This window comes from Flavobacterium odoriferum (assembly GCF_025499515.1).
Taxonomy (GTDB): domain Bacteria; phylum Bacteroidota; class Bacteroidia; order Flavobacteriales; family Flavobacteriaceae; genus Flavobacterium; species Flavobacterium odoriferum.
In genome coordinates this window covers 206,169-226,164 of sequence record NZ_JAMKFA010000003.1, presented here as the reverse complement: position 1 = coordinate 226,164, position 19,996 = coordinate 206,169, and the positions used below count along the sequence as shown (strand labels likewise).

The following is a 19,996-nucleotide window of genomic DNA, read 5'->3' as shown; positions in this document are numbered from 1 at the left end:
TAAAAACTACAACTTTAACTAAATTTAGAATAAAAATCTAATTTTAATTTCAAGTATTGAATAATAGTTTACCAAATTATATTTTTGATTTAAAATAAACAACTAAACTTTAAAAATATGGAAAAATTCAATCCTGCAGATCGTATACAAGATTTACAATATTTCGGAGAATTTGGTGGTGTAAATCCATCTATTTCAGACAGTTCAACTTACACTTTTCTTTCCGCAAAAACGATGTTCGATACTTTCGAAGGTAATGCAGAAGGTTGTTATTTATATTCACGTCATTCATCGCCAAGTAATTTATACTTAGACAAAGCACTAGCTGCAATGGAAGGAACAGAATCGGCAAATGTTGCTGCTTCTGGAATGGGCGCTATCACTCCTACTCTTTTGCAATTATGTGGAAATGGCGACCATATTGTTTCAAGTAGAACTATCTACGGTGGAACTTATGCCTTTTTAAAGAATTTCGTTCCAAGAATGGGCATCAAAACTACCTTTGTTGATATCACAAAATTAGACGTAGTTGAAGCAGCTATTACTCCAAATACGAAAGTTTTATACTGCGAAACCGTGAGTAATCCTTTATTAGAAGTAGCTGATATTACTTCATTGGCTAAAATTGCTAAAAAACACAATATCAAATTAGTAGTTGACAATACGTTTTCACCTTTATCTGTTGCTCCAGCGAAATTAGGTGCTGATATTGTTATTCATTCTCTAACAAAATACATTAACGGAAGTAGCGATACAGTTGGTGGTGTAACATGTGCTTCTCAAGAGTTCATCAACAGCTTGAAAAATGTAAACGACGGAGCAAGTATGCTTTTAGGTCCAACAATGGACAGTTTACGTTCGGCATCTGTAATGAAAAACCTAAGAACGTTACACATCAGAATGAAACAACACAGCTACAACGCAATGTATTTGGCTAATAAATTTGAAGCTGACGGAATTAAAACGGTTTACCCAGGTTTAGCAAGTCATCCAAGTCATGAAATCTACAAAAGCATGATTAATCCAGAATATGGTTTTGGAGGAATGATGACAATTGACGTGGGAAGTCTAGACAAAGCCAATGCTTTAATGGAATTAATGCAAGAAAGAAACTTAGGTTACTTAGCTGTAAGTTTAGGATTTTACAAAACATTATTCAGTGCTCCTGGAACTTCAACTTCATCAGAAATTCCATTAGAAGAACAAGCAGAAATGGGCTTAACTGATGGTTTAATTCGTTTTTCAATTGGTTTAGATAACGATATCGAAAGAACCTATCAAATGATGAAACAATGTATGATAGAATTAGGAGTTTTATAATTCAATCAAAATAAATTTTAAAAAAGTCCGATTTAGCAATGAATCGGATTTTTTATTTTAACGATACTTTGTTGTAAAATATGATTTTTCTATATTGCGAGCTCAAATAAAACTAAATGGATACAAAAATCAATAATAATAAAGAATTAAAACTTTGGGAAGCATTAATTCCAGTAGTCGCATTAATTGGAATGTTAGCTTTTAACGTATATATTTATGGAGATGCTTCTTTAGGAGGAAGTAATCAATTTGTTTTACTTTTAGGTGGTGCAGTTGCTGCAATTGTAGGCTATTTTAATAAAGTTTCCTTTCATAAAATGTTAGATGAAGTAGCAAATAACATTAAGTCTACTGCTGGTGCAATATTAATACTTCTAATGGTAGGTGCACTTGCTGGAACTTGGATGGTTAGCGGTATTATCCCTTCAATGATTTATTACGGATTACAAATATTAAGTCCAGCAATTTTTTTACCAGCAACATTAATTATTTGTTCGGTAATTTCAATTGCAACAGGGAGTTCTTGGACCACATCGGCAACTGTTGGTATTGCTTTAATTGGAATTGGAGGCGCTTTAGGCTTTGATTTAGGAATGGTGGCCGGAGCTGTAATTTCGGGAGCCTATTTTGGAGATAAATTATCACCAATGTCAGACACAACCAACCTTGCTCCTGCTATGGCTGGAACAGATTTGTTTACGCACATCAAATACATGACATTAACAACTATTCCAACATACATTATAACACTAATTTTATTCATTATTTTAGGACTTTCTATTGAAGTAAAAGGCGATGTAAATACAAATGAACTATTAACAGCAATTACCACTTCATTTAATGTTTCGGGCTGGTTATTTTTAGTTCCAGTAATCGTAATTGGATTAATTGTAAAAAAGACAGAACCATTAGTAGCTTTATTGGTAGGAACATTATTAGCCGGAATTTTTGCTGTAATTTTTCAACCTCAAATTATAAATCAAATTGCTGGTGTTGAAACAATGGATTTTAAGTCAGCTTATAAAGGTGTAATGGATGCAATTACATCAAAAGTGGTTGTTCCTACAGAAAACAAAACCTTAGCAGATTTATTTACTTCAGGTGGTATGGCTAAAATGTTACCAACAATTTGGTTAATTCTTTGTGCTATGGTTTTTGGTGGAATTATGGATGCAATTGGTGCCTTAGCAAGAATTAGTGAATCATTATTAAAATTAGCACATACAACTTTTGGTTTATTCGCTTCAACTGTTGGAAGTTGTTTAGCTTTAAACATTACAGCTTCTGATCAATATTTAGCGATTGTAGTTCCTGGGAAAATGTTTGCAAAAGCCTATAGAGATAAAGGATTAGCACCTGAAAATTTAAGTAGAACACTAGAAGATACTGGAACAGTAACTTCAGTATTGGTACCTTGGAATACTTGTGGGGCTTATCAAGCAGGAACTCTTGGTGTTTCAACTCTTGATTATTTACCTTATGCTTTCTTCAATATCATCAGTCCGTTTATGACTTTAATTTTTGCAGCATTCAATATCAAAATCAAACAATTAGTTTCAAATATCAAAGAATAGATAAACTATCAATAAAATCTATTTTTAAATAAAATTTAACCATTACTTAAATCAAGTAGTGGTTTTTTTATTTGTAAATTAGCAAGTGTAGAAAATTAGAAAACAAACACTTACAACATAAATTAAAATTATTGAATATGGAAAACTCAAACGACATTAGTAAATGCCCTTTTCATCAAAACCAAAAAGGATTAAGTGATGGTGTAAAGAATCAAGATTGGTGGCCAAAATCACTAAACTTAGATATTCTTCACCAACACGATACCAAAACCAATCCGTTAGGTGAAAATTTTAATTATGCCGAAGAATTTAAAAAATTAGATTTAGAAGCATTAAAGAATGATTTAAAAACCTTTATGACCAATAGTCAAGATTGGTGGCCAGCCGATTGGGGACACTATGGTGGATTAATGATTCGTATGGCTTGGCATTCTGCTGGAACATATAGAATTTCAGATGGTCGTGGAGGCGCAGGAACTGGAAACATTCGTTTTGCACCTTTAAATAGTTGGCCCGATAACGGAAACTTAGATAAAGCTAGGAGATTATTATGGCCTATCAAAAAGAAATATGGAAATAAAATTTCTTGGGCAGATTTAATGATTTTAGCCGGAAATATGGCATACGAATCAATGGGATTGAAAACTTTCGGATTTGCAGGTGGTCGTGAAGATATTTGGCATCCTGAAAAAGATGTGTATTGGGGAGCTGAAAAAGAATGGTTAGCAAAATCAGGAAGCGAAGGCAGTAGATATTCAGGAGAAAGAGATTTAGAAAATCCATTGGCAGCCGTAATGATGGGATTAATTTATGTAAATCCAGAAGGTGTTGACGGACAACCAGACCCATTAAAAACAGCACATGATGTTCGAATCACATTCAAACGAATGGCAATGAACGATGAAGAAACTGTTGCTTTAACCGCTGGAGGTCACACGGTAGGAAAAGCTCACGGAAATGGTGATGCTTCTACATTAGGTCCAGAACCAGAAGCAGGTGCTATTGAAAACCAAGGTTTTGGTTGGTTAAATCCAAACGGCGGCGGTGCACATGCTGTAACAAGTGGTATAGAAGGTTCTTGGACAACCCACCCTACTCGTTGGGATAACGAATATTTCCATTTATTATTAAATTACGATTGGGAATTAAAGAAAAGTCCAGCTGGTGCTTGGCAATGGGAACCTATTAATATTAAGGAAGAAGACATGCCAATTGATGCTCATAATCCATCTGTAAGAAGAAATCCAATTATGACCGATGCTGATATGGCAATGAAAATGGATCCTGCTTACAGAGAAATTTCGGAACGCTTTTATAAAGATCCTGCTTATTTTTCAGATGTATTTGCCAGAGCTTGGTTCAAATTAACACACAGAGATTTAGGTCCAAAAGAGCGTTATTTAGGTGCTGATGTTCCTGCAGAAGATTTAATTTGGCAAGACCCAATTCCTAAAGTAGATTACACTTTGTCCGATTCAGAAATTGAAGAATTAAAAACTAAATTATTAAATAGCGGATTAACAAGAGCAGAATTAATCAACACGGCTTGGGATAGTGCAAGAACGTTTAGAGGTTCTGATTTTAGAGGTGGAGCAAATGGAGCAAGAATCCGTCTACAACCTCAGAGAAGTTGGGTAGCCAACGAACCTGAAAGATTACAAAAAGTTTTGAATAAATTAGTCGAAATTCAGTCTGGTTTAAGTAAAAAAGTAAGTATTGCAGATTTAATTGTTTTGGGAGGAAGCGCTGCAATTGAAAAAGCGGCTCAAGAAGGTGGATTCAATGTAAAAGTTCCTTTCCATGCAGGAAGAGGTGACGCTTCGCAAGAAATGACAGATGCAGAATCTTTCGAAGTTTTAGAACCAACAAACGATGCATTCCGAAACTTTATGAAAGCGAAATATGTAGTTCAACCAGAAGAATTAATGTTGGACAAAGCGCAACTTCTTGGATTAACTGCAGCAGAAATGACTGTTTTAATTGGAGGAATGCGTGTTCTTGGTACTAACTTCGGCGGAACAAAACACGGTGTTTTCACACATAACGAAGGCGTTTTAACTAATGATTTCTTTGTGAATCTTACCGATATGAGTTATAGTTGGAAACCTGTTGGCGAAAACTTATACAATATTGTAGATAAAAAATCAGGAGCAACAAAGTGGACTGCAACAAGAGTTGATTTGATTTTTGGTTCTAATTCCGTTTTAAGAGCTTATGCAGAAGTTTATGCTCAAGATGATAACAAAGAAAAATTTGTAAAAGATTTTATCAATGTTTGGACAAAAGTAATGCACTTAGACCGATTTGATTTAAAATAAAATTTCCATATTTATTATTGTTTTTCTAATAATACCATCATTTTTTTGATGGTATTATTTTTTATACCATTAAATTTTTCACTTTACTTAATTTTAAAATCATTTTTCGAAATAAGTAAATTTCATAAGATTTTTTATCATAAATTTTATCTATTCAAATATTTGAAAATATAATAAATATCATGTTTTATTAACTATTGTATTTGTAATTTCGCACTCAGAAAAACAATAATAATTTTTAAATAATAAATCATGGCATTAGTAGGAAAAAAATTCCCAAACATCACAGTTGACGCAATCTCTTTTATGGGAGATAATTTAAGAATCAATATTTTAGAAGAAGCGGTTAACAACAAGAAAAAAGTAGTTTTATTTTGGTACCCAAAAGATTTTACTTTCGTGTGTCCAACAGAATTACACGCTTTTCAAGCAGCTTTACAAGAATTTGAAAAAAGAAACACTACAGTAATTGGTGCTTCATGTGATACTAACGAAGTACACTTTGCGTGGTTAAACACAGCAAAAGATAACGGAGGCATCGAAGGTGTAACTTACCCACTTTTAGCTGATACAACAAGAAACTTGGCTGCTGCTTTAGATATTTTAGATGCAGAATGGGTTTACAATGAAGATTTAAATGATGAAATCTTAGAAGGTTCAAATGTAACTTTCAGAGCAACATATTTAATTGACGAAGAAGGAAAAGTATTCCACGAAAGCGTTAACGATATGCCATTAGGAAGAAACGTAAACGAGTATTTAAGATTAATTGATGCTTACACTCACGTACAAACTAAAGGTGAAGTTTGTCCAGCTAACTGGGAAGAAGGAAAAGAAGCAATGAGTGCTGATAGAAACAGTACTGCTGCTTATTTAGCTTCTCATTAATAATTTTGTTTCAAGTTTCAGGTTTCAGGTTATTCAACTTGGAACTTGAAACATGAAACTTTAAACTAAAAAAAATGTTTACAGAAATAGAACAAGATAATTTAGCTGAAGTAATTGCAAACAACGAAACAGTTGTTGTTCAATACTCAGCATCATGGTGTGGAAATTGTCGTATTATGAAACCAAAATTCAAAATGATGGCTTCACAAAATGAATCAATTCCTTTCATAATGGTTGATGCAGAAAAATTTCCAGAATCAAGAAAATTAGCAAAAGTGGATAATTTACCTACGTTTGCTACTTTCAAAAATGCTGTATTAGTTAATCAAACACAAACTAATAAAGCTGAAGTTTTAGCCGAATTAGTAAATGAAGTAGTTTAATTATGAAATTACCCGTAATAAAACAGTTAACTCAATTTATTGAGGATAATGATCAGGATTATTTAGTGGAAACTATCGAAGTTTTAGAAAACCTTTGCGAAGTTTCTTCTTTAAAAGATGAAGAATTAGATGTAATTGCTGAGTTAATTTCGAACATGTATGGAGCACTTGAAGTGCATCAAGCCATCAAAAACGGAGCTGACAAAAAAACTGCTTTAAACGATTTTATGAAGCGTGTTTTAGGTTCGATTGATAAATAAACGAAACTCTCAAGAAATTGAGAGTTTTTTTTATATTTACTAAATGAAAAAATATTCTTCAAATAATTCTAAAGAAGTTCTATTACCACTTTTGGTAATTGTAATAATGATACTACCATTAAAAATTATTTATGATGAATGTAATCTTTTTATTTTTGTATTAAGCATTCTTTTTTCATTAACATTTCTAATTTACATTATAAAAAAAACAAGAGAAAGTATATTTGAAATTGTTTTTTATGATAATCAAATCGAAATTATTTACTCATATATAAAGAAAGTCGAAAAATTAAAATATTCAGATTTATTAGAATATCATTTCATTCGAACGAGTAAAAGTAACACTGATCATATTATATATATATCTGGAAAAAAATCATTTTCTTCTTTGGAATATAAAAACACAATTGAATTCATTAAATGGCTAAAAGAGAAAAATCCAAATATTAAAATAAATATTTTTCCATCTGATAGTACATTAGAATACGAATTCCAAAAAGAAACTGGTTTTAAATATCGAGAATTTCATAAAGAAACACTTTAGTCAAAATACTTTTTTTTCAACCAAAAAGCCACATTTACCAGAATTATCAAAGCAGGAACTTCTACTAAAGGTCCAATTACACCAGCAAATGCTTGCCCGCTATTGATCCCGAATACGCCAATTGAAACTGCTATTGCTAATTCAAAATTATTTCCCGAAGCTGTAAACGATAACGCAACTGCATCGCGATAATTGGCTCCGATTTTCTTGGCAACAAAAAACATCAAGAAAAACATAATAGTAAAGAAAATCACTAATGGAATGGCAATACGAACCACATCCATTGGTAAATCGACAATCATTTCGCCTTTTAAGCTGAACATGACTACAATTGTAAAAAGTAAAGCAACCAATGTAATTGGCGAAACAAAAGGAATAAACTTTTGATTAAAAAATTTATCACCAAAATATTTTTTGATAGCAAAACGACTAATCACAGCCAAGGCAAACGGAATTCCGAGATAAATTCCAACCGTTTGAGCGATTTCAGCAATGGTAATATTTAATTCCAAGCCTTTAATTCCGAATAAAGGCAACATGATTTCCAAATAAAAATAAGCATATAAACTGAAGAAAAATACTTGTAACAAACTATTAATTCCAATTAAACCTGCTGTTAATTCTCGGTTACCTTCGGCAAGTTCATTCCAAACGATTACCATAGCAATACATGGCGCAATTCCTATGATAATTAAGCCCATCATGTATTCTGGATAATCTTTCAAGAAGAAAGTCGCTAATAAAAACATTAAAAACGGCCCTACAATCCAAGTGATGAAAAACGAAGCCGATAATAACTTAGGTTTTTCAAACATTTGAGGCACTTTTGAAAAATCGATTTTGGTTAAGGGCGGATACATCATTAAAATTAATCCAATTGCCAACGGAACATTCGTAGTTCCTGATGAAAATGAATTGATGAAATCAGCTGAATTGGGAATAAAATAACCTATTCCTACTCCAATTAACATCGCTAAGAAAATCCAAAGCGTTAAAAATCGGTCTAAAAATCCTAGTCTTTTCTTCATATTCTTATTTTATTTGAGAAAACACAAAATACATTTCACTTGCAATTTGTAAACTACGCTCTGTGTATTTTTCGTTCATTAAATCGGTTCCATCAAATGCTTTTGGATCATCGTATTTGATTGGGAATCTAGCTTCTGCACCAAAAACCATTGGACAACCTTCGTCGGCATTATTACACGTCATGATGGCTCCAAAGTTAGTTTTTGGATTAAAATCATCAAAATACGCTTTTGAAAAACAAATAATTGGATGTTGATTGTCATAGAATTTCACTGCGTAAACTGGATTTTGTTCTTGACTTAACTTTTGAATTTGAAATCCTTGATTTACTAAGGTTTCGCCAACTTTTGGAAACATTGCTGTTGCTTCCGTTCCGCCAGAATAGCAAAAAACATTCTTGATTCCGAATTGAAATGCCATCGTTTGTGCCCAAATTTGAGACAAATGACTTCTTCTTGAATTGTGCGTACAAATGAAGTTTAATCGAATTTCTTCATTAGCATTGACTTTATTTTGAATGTAATCTACTAAAGGTTGCAAAACCTCTTTTCTTTCCTCCGTAACTACAATTTTAGCAATAGATTCGATAGTTTTTGATAAATTTTCTAACATATTATTTCTTTATATAATGACAAAAAATGAAATTCTGAACCGTATCAAAGGGTGTTTCGTGGTCTTCAGTAAAGCAATTTTCTAATTCGAAATCTTCGCCAAAAACTGCTTCCATTTTTTCAACCGAATATTGCGTTATTGGTAAACCACTACATTTTAAAGGACCATCTTCCGAGAAAGATCCGATAATAAAATGTGCGTTTTGATTGGTATTCGCAATTACATTAGCTTTGTATTGTTCAATATCGCTAGCTTCTGTAAAAAAATGAAAAGATGCTCTATCGTGCCAAACATCAAATTTTTTATCTGATTGAAAATGCAAACTATCGGAAACTATAAAAGTCACGTTCTTAGCTTTATCTCCTAATCGTTTTTTAGCGCGTTCAATAGCAGCAGCTGAAATGTCTAACAAGAATAAATTCGTGTAACCCAATTCTAATAAACTATCAATCAAATAGCTGTCGCCACCACCAATATCTATTATTTTGGCATCTTTAGCCACTTTACAAACTTGAATTAATTGAATTGAAGTCTTCGGTTCGTTTTGATACCAACTTACTTCGTTTTCTGCTTTTGTAGTAAAAACAGTTTCCCAATGTTGTTTTTTAGTGTTTTCCATATTAACAACAACCCGAATCTGGTGTACAACAAGAAGTTTCTTTTGGTTTCCACTCGCCTATTTTAACTTTTAGTTTTTCTGGTGGAATACCGCAATTGTCTTTTGCTAAGCAATCGGTTAATTTTGATTTCAATTGGAAGTTAGTTCCGTCAAAATCTAAACTGAATTTTCCGATAGTTGCCGCCATTTGATATTCGACTTCAATTTCTAAATCTGGAATTTGCAATTTAGCTTCTGACAATTCTATAATGTGAACCAATTTTTCAGGATGTAATCTATGATCGTAATCGTTTGCTTCCCAAAGTTGGAAGTTTGCGACTTCTTCTGTACGAACAACTCCACCGCAATCGATGAAATGCTTAGTGATTTTACCTACTTCCGTTACATGGAAATGATTTGGTACTAAATCGCCATTTGGTAATTGAAAAGCTATTGTTGTTAGCTTTTTTAATTCGGATTTGATTTCTGATAATTTCATTTTTTGAGTAATTAGTGATTAGTAAAAAGTAATTAGCTAACAACATTTATTCTTTAACTTATGACGAATCATACCAAAGTGATTTTCTATTTTATCAATCGTATCTGGATTAATGCAATAACAAATAGCGGTTCCTTCGATGGTTCCTTTAATGATGTTAGCGTTTTTTAATTCTTTTAGATGTTGTGAAATTGTAGGTTGCGCTAATGGCAATTCGTTTACAATATCGCCGCAAATACAAGAATCAACAGTTAATAGATAATCCACAATAGCAATTCGAGCCGGATGCGACAAAGCTTTAAACAACGTTGCTATTTCGTTTTGTTCTACTGAAAAGGATTCTGATTTTGATGCTCCCATAATTATTTTAATTATTATATTGCAATATTACGATAAACAAATATAATACGCAATAAAAAATCCCGAAATTTCTTTCGGGATTTAAAATATTTAGAAAATTAGAGATTATTTACCTCCTTTTTCCATTTTAGCTTTTAATTCAGCAAGAATATCGTTGTTATCACCTAAAGTAGATGTTTGAGCTGAACTATTTGATGTAGTTTCAACTGCAGTTTTAACGTTTTTCTCTTCTTCTTCTCTGAAGATAGCTGTATGAGAAGCTACTACTCTTTTGAATTCTTTATTGAACTCAATAACTTTAAAGTCAGCAGTATCTCCTTTTTTCAATTTTTTACCGTCTTCTTTTTCTAAGTGACGTGTAGGAATGAAAGCAACGATATCGTCACCAAATTCTACAGTAGCACCTTTGTCAACGATTTCAGAAATTGTTCCATTGTGAATTGTTCCAACAGCAAAAGCATCTTCATATTTATCCCAAGGATTAGCAGTAGTTTGCTTGTGACCTAAAGATAATTTACGTCCTTCAACATCTAATTCTAACACAACAACGTCTAATTTTTCACCTACGTTTACAAATTCAGATGGGTGTTTAATTTTCTTAGTCCAAGATAGATCAGAGATATAAACTAAACCATCAATACCTTCTTCTAACTCTACGAAAATTCCGAAGTTTGTAAAGTTTCTAACGATTCCAGTGTGTTTAGAACCTACTGGGTATTTAGCAGTAATATCAGTCCATGGATCTTGCGTCATTTGTTTAATACCTAAAGACATTTTTCTTTCGTCTCTGTCTAAAGTTAAAACAACTGCTTCAACTACATCACCAATTTTCATAAAATCTTGAGCACTTCTTAAGTGAGTTGACCAAGACATTTCAGAAACGTGGATTAAACCTTCTACACCTTCAGCAACTTCGATGAAAGCACCGTAATCAGCTAAAACAACAACTTTCCCTTTAACTTTATCACCAACTTTTAATTCAGTTCCTAAAGCATCCCAAGGATGAGCGTTTAATTGTTTTAAACCTAATTGGATTCTTGTTTTCTCATCATCGAAATCAAGGATTACAACGTTTAATTTTTGGTCTAACTCAAGAACTTCGCTTGGGTGGTTGATTCTTGACCAAGATAAGTCTGTAATATGGATTAATCCATCTACACCACCTAAATCAATAAACACACCATAAGAAGTAATGTTTTTAACAACACCTTCTAATACTTGTCCTTTTTCTAATTGACCAATGATTTCTTTTTTCTGTACTTCAATATCAGCTTCGATAAGCGCTTTGTGAGATACTACTACGTTTTTAAATTCGTGGTTGATTTTCACAACTTTAAATTCCATAGTTTTGTTCACATATTGATCGTAATCACGGATAGGTTTCACATCAATTTGTGATCCTGGTAAGAATGCTTCAATTCCGAAAACATCTACAATCATACCACCTTTAGTTCTACATTTAACGAAACCGTTAACGATTTCTCCTGTTTCGTTAGCTGCAATAACTCTATCCCATGCTTTGATAGTTCTAGCTTTTCTGTGAGATAATACTAACTGACCTGTTTTGTCTTCACGAACGTCGATTAATACTTCTACTTTATCACCAACTTTTAAGTTAGGATTGTAACGGAATTCGTTTAAAGAAATAACACCTTCAGATTTAGCGTTGATATCAACGATTGCGTCTCTTTCAGTAATTCTAACTACAACTCCTTCTACAACTTCTTCTTGATCAGTAGCAATGAATGTTTTAGTTACTAATTCTTCGAATTCTTGTAAGTTTTTTTCATCTACTGGGTCAATTCCTTCTTGGAAGTTATGCCAGTTAAAATTCGCTAAAAACTCTTCTTGTGTTTTGTTAATTTCAGACATGCTGATTAAAAATTTGTATGCCGTGATTCTAGCGTTTCTTAATGCGAATAGAAAACAACAGCAGTATTTTACATAAATGATTGATACCTAATGGAAACGCTATTCGCCAAAAGGTGCGCAAAATTACAACTATATTTTTGATTGACAAAACTTTAATTGCGAGATTTTATTCAAATCCTAACATTTATTTATGTTTTATAAATGAGTAATTTTAAATACATTTGCCAAAATTTAATTTATTAAAATGAAAAAAATAACATTAATCGTTGCAGCCGCATTAACAACTTTTGCTTGTAACCAACTTAAAGACAATGAGTTCATTATCAATGGGGAAGCTTCTGGGATAGAAAATGGTAAAAAGGTTTTTATAGAAGTGCAAACTGAAACCGGATTTACTGTAAAAGATACAGGTGTGGTTGAAAATGGAAAGTTTGAACTTAAAGGAGAAACAAATGAAATTGATTTAGCCTTTATTAGAATTGAAAATGAAAATATTAATTTACCACTAATTCTAGAAAATGGAAAAATTAACGTTCTTATTAAGACCGACACAGTTCAAAACTCAATTGTAAGTGGAACACTTAACAATGATAAATTTCAATCATATAATGATCAATCTAAAATTGTTGCAAGAAAATTCGGTAAGTTTCAGAAGGCAAATGCAGAAAAAATAAAAGCTGCAAAAATAGCAAACGACACTGCAAGAGTAAATCAAATAATGAAAGAATACAATAGCTTTCAGGAGGATATGAATAAGGTTTCAGTTAAATTTATTAAAGAAAATAAAAACGCATACCTATCAGTTCTTTTACTAGAAAACTTTTTAATGAGACAATATTTAACGCCTGAAGAAGTTAAAGGTTACTATGAAAAATTAGACAAAAGTTTATTGGAAACTAAAAGTGCTAAAAACATAAAAAAAGTATTAGATTCTATGACAGGGAATACACTTGGAAAACCAGCACCAAATTTCTCTGCTCCTTCTCCTGAAGGCAAAACTATTTCATTAAAAGAATCTTTAGGAAAAGTAACTATTATTGATTTTTGGGCTTCTTGGTGTGGACCATGTAGAGCAGAAAATCCTAATGTGGTAGCAATGTACAATGAACTACATGATAAAGGTTTAAATATCATTGGAGTTTCATTAGACAAAGATGCTACAAAATGGAAAGAAGCTATTGCAAAAGATAAATTAACTTGGGCTCATGTTTCAAATCTAAAATTTTGGGATGAACCAATTGCAAAACAATACAATGTGCAATCAATTCCAGCAACTTTTATTTTAGATGCTAAAGGAAATATTGTTGCAAAAGATCTTAGAGGTGATGCCTTAAAAGCAAAAGTAAAAGAACTTTTAGGAGTTAAATAATTCCAATACAAAATATATTTTAAAAAATCTTCTTCGGAAGATTTTTTTATGTTTTTCATTTACAGAAAGTTATAAAATAGTCTGTAAAATAGTAGAAAATATCTTTGCAGGAACAAAAAACAATTCTATATTTGCAACCGCTTAGTCAAATAAGCAAGATGGCTTGGGGAGATACTCAAGCGGCCAACGAGGGCGGACTGTAAATCCGCTGATTACATCTTCGCAGGTTCGAATCCTGCTCTCCCCACTAAAGCACTTCAATCGAAGTGCTTTTTTTATTTACCCAAATCATACTTTTAAAAACCTATTCAATTTCCTATATTTGTATAAATTTTAAAATTCATGCAACATATAATCGATCGCTTTATAAGCTATGTAACTATTGATACAGAATCTGACCCAAATTCAGACACTACACCAAGTACCAAAAAACAATTAGACCTTGCAAATCTTTTAGTTAAAGAACTAAAAGCAATGGGAATGACAGAAGTATCCATAGATAAAAATGGCTATGTAATGGCTACTTTAGAAAGTAATGTAAAACACAAAGTTCCAACAATTGGATTTGTTTCGCATTATGATACAACTCCAGATTTCACTGGTGCTAACGTAAAACCTCAAATTGTAAAAAATTATGATGGAGGTGATATTGTTTTAAATAAAAAACAAAATATCATTTTATCGCCAAGTTATTTTAAAGATTTATTACAATATAAAGGTCAGACCCTAATCACAACAGACGGAACAACCCTTTTAGGAGCTGATGACAAAGCCGGAATTACCGAAATTATGTCGGCAATGGAATATCTAATTCAACATCCCGAAATCAAACACGGAAAAATTCGTGTAGGTTTTACTCCAGATGAAGAAATTGGTCGTGGTGCACACAAATTTGATGTTGAAAAATTTGGTTGCGAATGGGCTTACACTATGGATGGAAGCCAAATTGGTGAATTAGAATATGAAAATTTTAATGCTGCTGGTGCAAAAATTATTTTTAAAGGAAAAAGCGTTCATCCTGGTTATGCTAAAGGAAAAATGATAAATTCAATGCTTTTAGCCAATCAATTTATTTCTAAATTACCCAAGAATGAAATTCCAGAAAAAACGAAAGGTTATGAAGGATTTTATCATGTAGTAGGAATTTCAGGAAGTATCGAAGAAACTGTAGTTGAACTAATTATTCGTGACCATAGTGCAAAAAAATTCAAAGAGAGAAAAGAATTTATTCACGAATTAGCAAATAAATTCAATAAAAAGTGGAAAAAACAATTTGGTGAAGAAATTGTAATTGCGGAAGTAAAAGATCAATATTACAACATGAAAGAAAAGGTAAAACCCGTATTTCATATCGTTGAAATTGCAGAAAAAGCAATGAAAGAATTAGGTATAAAACCATTAATCAAACCTATTCGTGGTGGAACAGATGGTTGCCAATTATCATACAAAGGTTTGCCATGTCCAAATATTTTTGCGGGTGGTCATAATTTTCACGGAAAATATGAATATGTTCCTGTGGAAAGTATGGTTAAAGCTACAGAAGTAATTGTAAAAATTGCAGAAATCACTGCAACTCCTAAATAATCTATTTCAGCAAAGAAAACAATTATAAAAGACAGGTTTTTGATGACTTGTCTTTTTTGTATATTCGTAATTCATTTTTATTCATTATAAATAAAAACACCATTTATGTTTCAAACAATAAATTTTAATAAAAAGTTTTTACTCGTACTAATTACATCTTTTTCAGTACTTGCTCCAGCTCAAGAAAAACATTTAAAAAACATCAAACAGCTCACTTTTGGTGGCGACAATGCAGAAGCCTACTTTAGTCCAAAAGGAGATAAATTAACACTTCAAGTTACCAACAAAGCATTTGGTGTTTCATGTGACCAAATCTTCATGTTAGATTTAAAAGCACAAGAATTCAATGAAAAAAGCTTACAATTGGTTTCGACTGGAAAAGGAAGAACCACTTGTTCTTATTATATGCCCGATGGAAAACACATTTTATATGCTTCCACACATGCATCAGACCACGCTTGTCCTGCTCCTCCAAAGCCAATTGAAGGAAAATATTTATGGGCGATTTATCCCGAATTTGATATTTATATTGCCGATTTAAAAGGAAACATCACAAAACAGTTAACAAATACGCCAGGTTATGATGCTGAAGCTGTTGTTTCTCCAAATGGTAAAAAAATTGCTTTTACTAGTATTAGAAGCGGCGATTTAGAAATTTACACTATGGATATCGATGGTAGTAATTTAAAACAAATTACTTTTGGATTAGGATATGATGGCGGTTGTTTCTTTTCGCACGATAGTAAAAAAATTGTTTTTCGTTCATCTCGACCTAAAACCGCTGAAGCTGTTAAAGAATATAAAGATTTATTAGCACAAAATTTGGTTGCTCCATCTGAAATGGAAATCTATACTTGCAACATTGATGGTTCCGATTTAAAACAAATTACGAATTTAGGAAAAGCCAATTGGGCACCTTACTTCCATCCTACTGATAAAAAAATTATTTTTTCGTCTAATCATCACTCAACAAGAGGTTATGATTTTCAGTTATTTATGATTGATACTGATGGCGAAAACTTACAACAAATTACCTATGAAAGTGAATTTAATGCTTTTCCGATGTTTTCTCCTGATGGAAAAAAATTAGTTTTTTCGAGTAATAGAATGCAAAGTAAGCCTAGAGAAACCAATGTTTTTATTGCCGATTGGATTGAAGGTGACAAAACTGAAATTGCTCAACCAAAAACATTAAAAAAACATATTTCTTATTTATCATCGGATGAATTACAAGGTAGATTGACTGGTTCGGTTGGAGAAAAAAAAGCAGCAGCATATATTGTAAAAGAATTTAAATCTTTGGGATTAAAGCCTTATGCAAACCAATCGTATTTACAAACTTTCAATTATAAAGTAAAAATAAATCCACACAGCACAGATCCTTCAAGCGATAAAGCAAATAGTGGAACAAATGTCATTGCCTTTTTAGATAATAAAGCTTCAAAAACAATTGTAATTGGAGCGCATTACGATCATTTAGGATTAAACGAACACAATCATTCTTCGAAGCCGAATTCACATGGAGAGATTCATAATGGAGCTGATGATAATGCATCAGGTGTTGCCGCAGTACTTGAATTAGCACGTATGTTTTCGCAAAATAAAACAAAAGAGAATGTCAACTACCTTTTTGCATTGTTTTCGGGAGAAGAAGATGGTTTAATTGGTTCAAAACATATGGCAGAAACACTGAAAAATTTATATCCAAATGTTGTTACCATGATAAATTTAGATATGATTGGTCGTTTAGATAAAGACAAAAGTTTAACCGTAGGTGGAATTGGAACTGCTCCAGAATTTTCAACTATTATAACCAAAAACAAACCCGCTGGTTTCAACGTTACTTTAGACAATGCAGGTCAAGGTCCTTCTGATCATACTTCATTTTATTTAAAAGATATTCCCGTTTTATTTTTCTTTACAGGAACACATGCAGATTATCACAAACCAAGTGATGACGAAGATAAAATCAATTATTATGGTGTAAGAAACATTGTGGACTATGTATTTAGAGTATCCAATGAAATTGCATCATTAGATAAAATCGAGTTTACTCAAACAGCAATGAATGCAGGGAAAACAGTTCCAAAATATAAAGTAACTTTAGGAATTATGCCTGATTATACCGACCACGGTGATGGCTTACACATTGATGGTGTAACAGAAAATCGTCCTGCACATGTGGCTGGTATACTAGAAGGCGATATTTTAGTAAAAATTGGTGATTGCGAAATCAAAGAAGTGTATGGATACATGGATTGTTTAGCCAAATTAACGGTTGGCGATGAAAAAGATGTAACCGTAATGCGAAATGGTAAACCAATAACAATGAAAGTGAAATTCTAAGATAAATTAAGAGGACAATGTTCCTCTTTTTTTATACAGCTTTTTTTAAATTTGTTAATCTAAAACTGAATAACTTGGAAAAAGAAAACAAGTGGAATAAAACCAATCAATGGGAAAATGAAATTGAGCAATTGCATGCAATTATTCGCAAAACTTCTTTAGTTGAAACTACTAAATGGGGTGGTTCTGTTTATACATACCAGAATAAAAATGTGGTTGGAATTGGTGGTTTTAAATCTTATTTTGGAATTTGGTTTTACAATGGTGTTTTTCTGAAAGATGAAAAAAAACTACTCATTAATGCTAATGAAGAAAATACAAAATCATTGCGCCAAATGCGATTTACCTCGTTCAATGAAATAGATGAAAAACTAATTTTATATTATATTAATGAAGCGATTGAAATAGAAGAAAAAGGTTTGGTTATCCCAAAAGAAAAAAAAGAAACTATAATTCCAGAACTTCTTCAAAATAAATTAGATAAATCAGTTGATTTGAATAAAAAATTCAATGAATTTTCACCTTATAAACAAAGAGAATTTATCGAACATATTACTTCAGCAAAGCAAGAAAAAACACAATTAGCAAGATTAGAAAAAGTAATTGCGATGATTTTAGAAGGAAAAGGATTGAATGATAAATATAGATAAAAAAGCCGAATTTCTTAGTTGAAATTCGGCTTTTTATAAATTGAAAAAATATTATTTAGCTGCTAATTTCGCACTTAATTCAGACGAAATAGCTGACTTTTCCATTTTGATTTTCCCTGCCATAGTTTCCACTACGATAGTATCTTCATTCATTTCAGCAATTTTTCCATGAATACCAGATTTAGTAATGATTTTATCACCTACTTTTAAAGCTGCTTCAAATGCTTTTTCTTTTTTTGCTCTTTGTTGTTGCGGTCTTATTAATAAAAAATAAAACACGGCAATCATTAATACAATTTGTATTGCTAAACTTGGATTCATAATAATTATTTAGTTGTAGCTGAATTTCCAGCCATTGGTGTTACGTTTGCTTTTATTTTGAACATTTCTTTACCATTTTCTGAGTTGGTAGTCAATGTTACTGTTTTTTCTTGTGCGCCTGGTTTTCCTTTAGAGTCAAAAGATACTTTTATTGGTGCAGAATCGCCTGGTTTAATTGGATCTTTTGGTGGTTTAGGAACAGTACAACCGCAACTACCTTTAGCATCAGCAATTAACAAATCGCCTTCACCAGTATTGGTTACAATAAATTCTGTCTCAGCAACTGTACCTTCTACAATAGTTCCAAAATCATGAATTTCTTTATCTAATTTAACTTTTGGCATTTTTCCAACTAAAGCTTTTTCTGCTTCAATTGCTTTAAGGTCTGCTTCTGTAATTTTGTCTGCAGCACTTTCTTGTTTACAAGCTGTTGTTAATACTACTAACGTAAGGGCTAATAACCCAATTGATTTTCTTATCATAATTTATAATTTTATAATAAACCTCTACCCGATTTTTTTAATTTGTTGTCTTTTTCAAATTCTTTGACTAAGTTGTCTAAAATTCCGTTGATAAAAATACTACTTTTTGGCGTAGAATACTCTTTTGCAATTTCTAAATATTCGTTAATTGTTACTTTTGCTGGAATAGATGGAAATTTTAATAATTCGCAAATAGCCATTTTAAGAATAATCGTATCAATTTCTGCAATACGTTCTACATCCCAATTTGGGGTTTTATCAATATATTCTTTTGATAATTCTACTTCGTTTAAAACCGTTCTTCTAAATAAGTTTTTTACAAATTCTTTATCGTCTTCGTCTTTGTACACTTTTGGTAAAACCAAAGTATCATTAACCGATTTTAGTTGTTTAATCTGCTTTAAAATCAACGTATTGATTCCTGGCAAATCATCTACCCACGTTAACTTATAATCTTCTAAATAATCATATAACTTGTCACTTGGCGCAATAACTTCTGTGTACAAATCTGCAATAAAAAATTTATCGTCTTCAAAGCTACCTTCAGGTTTTTGCATGTAATTTTTATACAAATCACTTGCTTTTATCGATTCAAGTAAAGATAAAATAATATCGTCATTATTTTTCCAGTTTTTGATTTTTCTATCTTCTAAAGCATTTTCTAACGCTTCTGATTCTGATAAAAGAATCAAAACTTTATTTTGAATAAATTTTAAGCTTGGATTACGTTCTTCTTTAGTAGCTAAATGTTTTTTTGAAGCCAAATCAATGTAGGCTGACTCTTTTTTCTTGATTTCGATTAGTGCCGAAAGCAATAATAAATACAAATCTTGTGTGTTTTCGATACTTTGAAACAAGAATTTTTCTTCTTTATCTAAATTATCAGATTGATGTTGGTGCATTGCATAAATACTTTGCATCACTTTTACTCGGATATGTCTTCTGTTTAACATACTAATTAAGAACTTTATAAAATTAAGAGAGCGA

Annotated in this window: 20 protein-coding genes and 1 tRNA gene; 12 read left to right on the top strand and 9 right to left on the bottom strand. The window is 31.8% G+C overall.

The window, feature by feature from the left end; genetic code table 11:
• The first annotated feature begins 117 nt into the window (after positions 1–117).
• From M9Q43_RS04085 to M9Q43_RS04055, 7 genes are all read left to right on the top strand, one after another.
• On the top strand, positions 118–1,320 hold the full coding sequence (locus M9Q43_RS04085) for an aminotransferase class I/II-fold pyridoxal phosphate-dependent enzyme (RefSeq protein ID WP_262317697.1): 1,203 nt from the start codon (positions 118–120) through the stop codon (positions 1,318–1,320).
• Between the two features lie 116 nt (positions 1,321–1,436).
• Positions 1,437–2,894 (top strand): Na+/H+ antiporter NhaC, encoded by a 1,458-nt coding sequence (gene nhaC, locus M9Q43_RS04080; RefSeq protein WP_262317696.1) that lies wholly within the window; start codon positions 1,437–1,439, stop codon positions 2,892–2,894.
• A 137-nt stretch (positions 2,895–3,031) separates the two neighbouring features.
• Positions 3,032–5,212, top strand: coding sequence for a catalase/peroxidase HPI (gene katG, locus M9Q43_RS04075; protein WP_262317695.1), 2,181 nt, complete (start codon positions 3,032–3,034; stop codon positions 5,210–5,212).
• Between the two features lie 252 nt (positions 5,213–5,464).
• The gene (locus tag M9Q43_RS04070; protein ID WP_262317694.1) at positions 5,465–6,100 is read left to right on the top strand and encodes a peroxiredoxin; all 636 of its coding nucleotides are present in this window, start codon (positions 5,465–5,467) and stop codon (positions 6,098–6,100) included.
• 74 nt (positions 6,101–6,174) lie between these two features.
• Complete coding sequence (locus M9Q43_RS04065; protein ID WP_262317693.1) at positions 6,175–6,483, top strand: thioredoxin family protein; 309 nt, start codon at positions 6,175–6,177, stop codon at positions 6,481–6,483.
• A 2-nt stretch (positions 6,484–6,485) separates the two neighbouring features.
• On the top strand, positions 6,486–6,743 hold the full coding sequence (locus M9Q43_RS04060) for a DUF6952 family protein (protein ID WP_133606430.1): 258 nt from the start codon (positions 6,486–6,488) through the stop codon (positions 6,741–6,743).
• A 43-nt stretch (positions 6,744–6,786) separates the two neighbouring features.
• Positions 6,787–7,287 carry a hypothetical protein gene (locus M9Q43_RS04055; protein ID WP_262317692.1) on the top strand — a complete coding sequence of 167 codons (501 nt, stop codon included), beginning with the start codon at positions 6,787–6,789 and terminating at the stop codon, positions 7,285–7,287.
• On the opposite strand, the gene arsB is transcribed toward M9Q43_RS04055, so the two are convergent.
• The 6 genes from arsB to rpsA all read right to left on the bottom strand — a co-directional run bounded on the left by arsB (position 7,284) and on the right by rpsA (position 12,257).
• Positions 7,284–8,315 carry an ACR3 family arsenite efflux transporter gene (gene arsB / locus M9Q43_RS04050; protein WP_262317691.1) on the bottom strand — a complete coding sequence of 344 codons (1,032 nt, stop codon included), beginning with the start codon at positions 8,313–8,315 and terminating at the stop codon, positions 7,284–7,286. The genes M9Q43_RS04055 and arsB overlap by 4 nt on opposite strands.
• A gap of 4 nt (positions 8,316–8,319) precedes the next feature.
• On the bottom strand, positions 8,320–8,928 hold the full coding sequence (locus M9Q43_RS04045) for an arsenate-mycothiol transferase ArsC (RefSeq protein ID WP_262317690.1): 609 nt from the start codon (positions 8,926–8,928) through the stop codon (positions 8,320–8,322).
• Between the two features lies 1 nt (position 8,929).
• A complete protein-coding gene (locus tag M9Q43_RS04040; protein ID WP_262317689.1) occupies positions 8,930–9,547 on the bottom strand; it encodes a class I SAM-dependent methyltransferase in 618 nt (205 codons plus the stop codon).
• 1 nt (position 9,548) lies between these two features.
• Complete coding sequence (locus M9Q43_RS04035; RefSeq protein WP_262317688.1) at positions 9,549–10,025, bottom strand: DUF6428 family protein; 477 nt, start codon at positions 10,023–10,025, stop codon at positions 9,549–9,551.
• A gap of 36 nt (positions 10,026–10,061) precedes the next feature.
• Positions 10,062–10,385 (bottom strand): ArsR/SmtB family transcription factor, encoded by a 324-nt coding sequence (locus M9Q43_RS04030; protein ID WP_262317687.1) that lies wholly within the window; start codon positions 10,383–10,385, stop codon positions 10,062–10,064.
• A gap of 105 nt (positions 10,386–10,490) precedes the next feature.
• Positions 10,491–12,257 carry a 30S ribosomal protein S1 gene (gene rpsA / locus M9Q43_RS04025; RefSeq protein WP_262317686.1) on the bottom strand — a complete coding sequence of 589 codons (1,767 nt, stop codon included), beginning with the start codon at positions 12,255–12,257 and terminating at the stop codon, positions 10,491–10,493.
• Positions 12,258–12,501: 244 nt separating this feature from the next.
• On the opposite strand from rpsA, the gene M9Q43_RS04020 reads away from it, so the two are divergent.
• The 5 genes from M9Q43_RS04020 to M9Q43_RS04000 all read left to right on the top strand — a co-directional run bounded on the left by M9Q43_RS04020 (position 12,502) and on the right by M9Q43_RS04000 (position 18,206).
• Positions 12,502–13,626, top strand: coding sequence for a TlpA disulfide reductase family protein (locus M9Q43_RS04020; RefSeq protein WP_262317685.1), 1,125 nt, complete (start codon positions 12,502–12,504; stop codon positions 13,624–13,626).
• 165 nt (positions 13,627–13,791) lie between these two features.
• Positions 13,792–13,873: transfer RNA gene (locus M9Q43_RS04015), tRNA-Tyr, on the top strand.
• A gap of 95 nt (positions 13,874–13,968) precedes the next feature.
• The gene (gene pepT, locus M9Q43_RS04010) at positions 13,969–15,210 is read left to right on the top strand and encodes a peptidase T (protein ID WP_262317684.1); all 1,242 of its coding nucleotides are present in this window, start codon (positions 13,969–13,971) and stop codon (positions 15,208–15,210) included.
• A gap of 105 nt (positions 15,211–15,315) precedes the next feature.
• Positions 15,316–17,556, top strand: coding sequence for a M20/M25/M40 family metallo-hydrolase (locus M9Q43_RS04005; protein WP_262317683.1), 2,241 nt, complete (start codon positions 15,316–15,318; stop codon positions 17,554–17,556).
• A gap of 74 nt (positions 17,557–17,630) precedes the next feature.
• Positions 17,631–18,206 carry a YdeI/OmpD-associated family protein gene (locus tag M9Q43_RS04000; RefSeq protein WP_262317682.1) on the top strand — a complete coding sequence of 192 codons (576 nt, stop codon included), beginning with the start codon at positions 17,631–17,633 and terminating at the stop codon, positions 18,204–18,206.
• A gap of 51 nt (positions 18,207–18,257) precedes the next feature.
• On the opposite strand, the gene yajC is transcribed toward M9Q43_RS04000, so the two are convergent.
• Genes yajC through nusB form a run of 3 tightly spaced genes read right to left on the bottom strand, consistent with a single transcriptional unit; the run spans position 18,258 to position 19,962 of the window.
• Positions 18,258–18,527: a preprotein translocase subunit YajC gene (gene yajC, locus M9Q43_RS03995; RefSeq protein ID WP_262317681.1), complete on the bottom strand. Its 270-nt coding sequence runs from the start codon at positions 18,525–18,527 to the stop codon at positions 18,258–18,260.
• Positions 18,528–18,532: 5 nt separating this feature from the next.
• Entirely contained in the window at positions 18,533–19,009 is a 477-nt protein-coding gene (locus M9Q43_RS03990; RefSeq protein WP_262317680.1) for a DUF1573 domain-containing protein, read from the bottom strand.
• 11 nt (positions 19,010–19,020) lie between these two features.
• Entirely contained in the window at positions 19,021–19,962 is a 942-nt protein-coding gene (gene nusB / locus M9Q43_RS03985; RefSeq protein ID WP_262317679.1) for a transcription antitermination factor NusB, read from the bottom strand.
• Positions 19,963–19,996 lie beyond the last annotated feature (34 nt).

What these genes read in the sequence shown, in the direction of transcription:
- pepT (WP_262317684.1), top strand. Translation starts at nt 13,969, where the DNA reads ATGCAACATATAATCGATCGCTTTATAAGCTATGTAACTATTGATACA.
- M9Q43_RS04035 (WP_262317688.1), bottom strand. Translation starts at nt 10,025, where the DNA reads ATGAAATTATCAGAAATCAAATCCGAATTAAAAAAGCTAACAACAATA.
- M9Q43_RS04020 (WP_262317685.1), top strand. Translation starts at nt 12,502, where the DNA reads ATGAAAAAAATAACATTAATCGTTGCAGCCGCATTAACAACTTTTGCT.
- M9Q43_RS03990 (WP_262317680.1), bottom strand. Translation starts at nt 19,009, where the DNA reads ATGATAAGAAAATCAATTGGGTTATTAGCCCTTACGTTAGTAGTATTA.
- M9Q43_RS04055 (WP_262317692.1), top strand. Translation starts at nt 6,787, where the DNA reads ATGAAAAAATATTCTTCAAATAATTCTAAAGAAGTTCTATTACCACTT.
- M9Q43_RS04040 (WP_262317689.1), bottom strand. Translation starts at nt 9,547, where the DNA reads ATGGAAAACACTAAAAAACAACATTGGGAAACTGTTTTTACTACAAAA.
- M9Q43_RS04065 (WP_262317693.1), top strand. Translation starts at nt 6,175, where the DNA reads ATGTTTACAGAAATAGAACAAGATAATTTAGCTGAAGTAATTGCAAAC.
- nusB (WP_262317679.1), bottom strand. Translation starts at nt 19,962, where the DNA reads ATGTTAAACAGAAGACATATCCGAGTAAAAGTGATGCAAAGTATTTAT.
- katG (WP_262317695.1), top strand. Translation starts at nt 3,032, where the DNA reads ATGGAAAACTCAAACGACATTAGTAAATGCCCTTTTCATCAAAACCAA.
- M9Q43_RS04030 (WP_262317687.1), bottom strand. Translation starts at nt 10,385, where the DNA reads ATGGGAGCATCAAAATCAGAATCCTTTTCAGTAGAACAAAACGAAATA.
- M9Q43_RS04005 (WP_262317683.1), top strand. Translation starts at nt 15,316, where the DNA reads ATGTTTCAAACAATAAATTTTAATAAAAAGTTTTTACTCGTACTAATT.
- yajC (WP_262317681.1), bottom strand. Translation starts at nt 18,527, where the DNA reads ATGAATCCAAGTTTAGCAATACAAATTGTATTAATGATTGCCGTGTTT.
- M9Q43_RS04060 (WP_133606430.1), top strand. Translation starts at nt 6,486, where the DNA reads ATGAAATTACCCGTAATAAAACAGTTAACTCAATTTATTGAGGATAAT.
- M9Q43_RS04070 (WP_262317694.1), top strand. Translation starts at nt 5,465, where the DNA reads ATGGCATTAGTAGGAAAAAAATTCCCAAACATCACAGTTGACGCAATC.
- rpsA (WP_262317686.1), bottom strand. Translation starts at nt 12,257, where the DNA reads ATGTCTGAAATTAACAAAACACAAGAAGAGTTTTTAGCGAATTTTAAC.
- M9Q43_RS04045 (WP_262317690.1), bottom strand. Translation starts at nt 8,928, where the DNA reads ATGTTAGAAAATTTATCAAAAACTATCGAATCTATTGCTAAAATTGTA.
- M9Q43_RS04085 (WP_262317697.1), top strand. Translation starts at nt 118, where the DNA reads ATGGAAAAATTCAATCCTGCAGATCGTATACAAGATTTACAATATTTC.
- nhaC (WP_262317696.1), top strand. Translation starts at nt 1,437, where the DNA reads ATGGATACAAAAATCAATAATAATAAAGAATTAAAACTTTGGGAAGCA.
- arsB (WP_262317691.1), bottom strand. Translation starts at nt 8,315, where the DNA reads ATGAAGAAAAGACTAGGATTTTTAGACCGATTTTTAACGCTTTGGATT.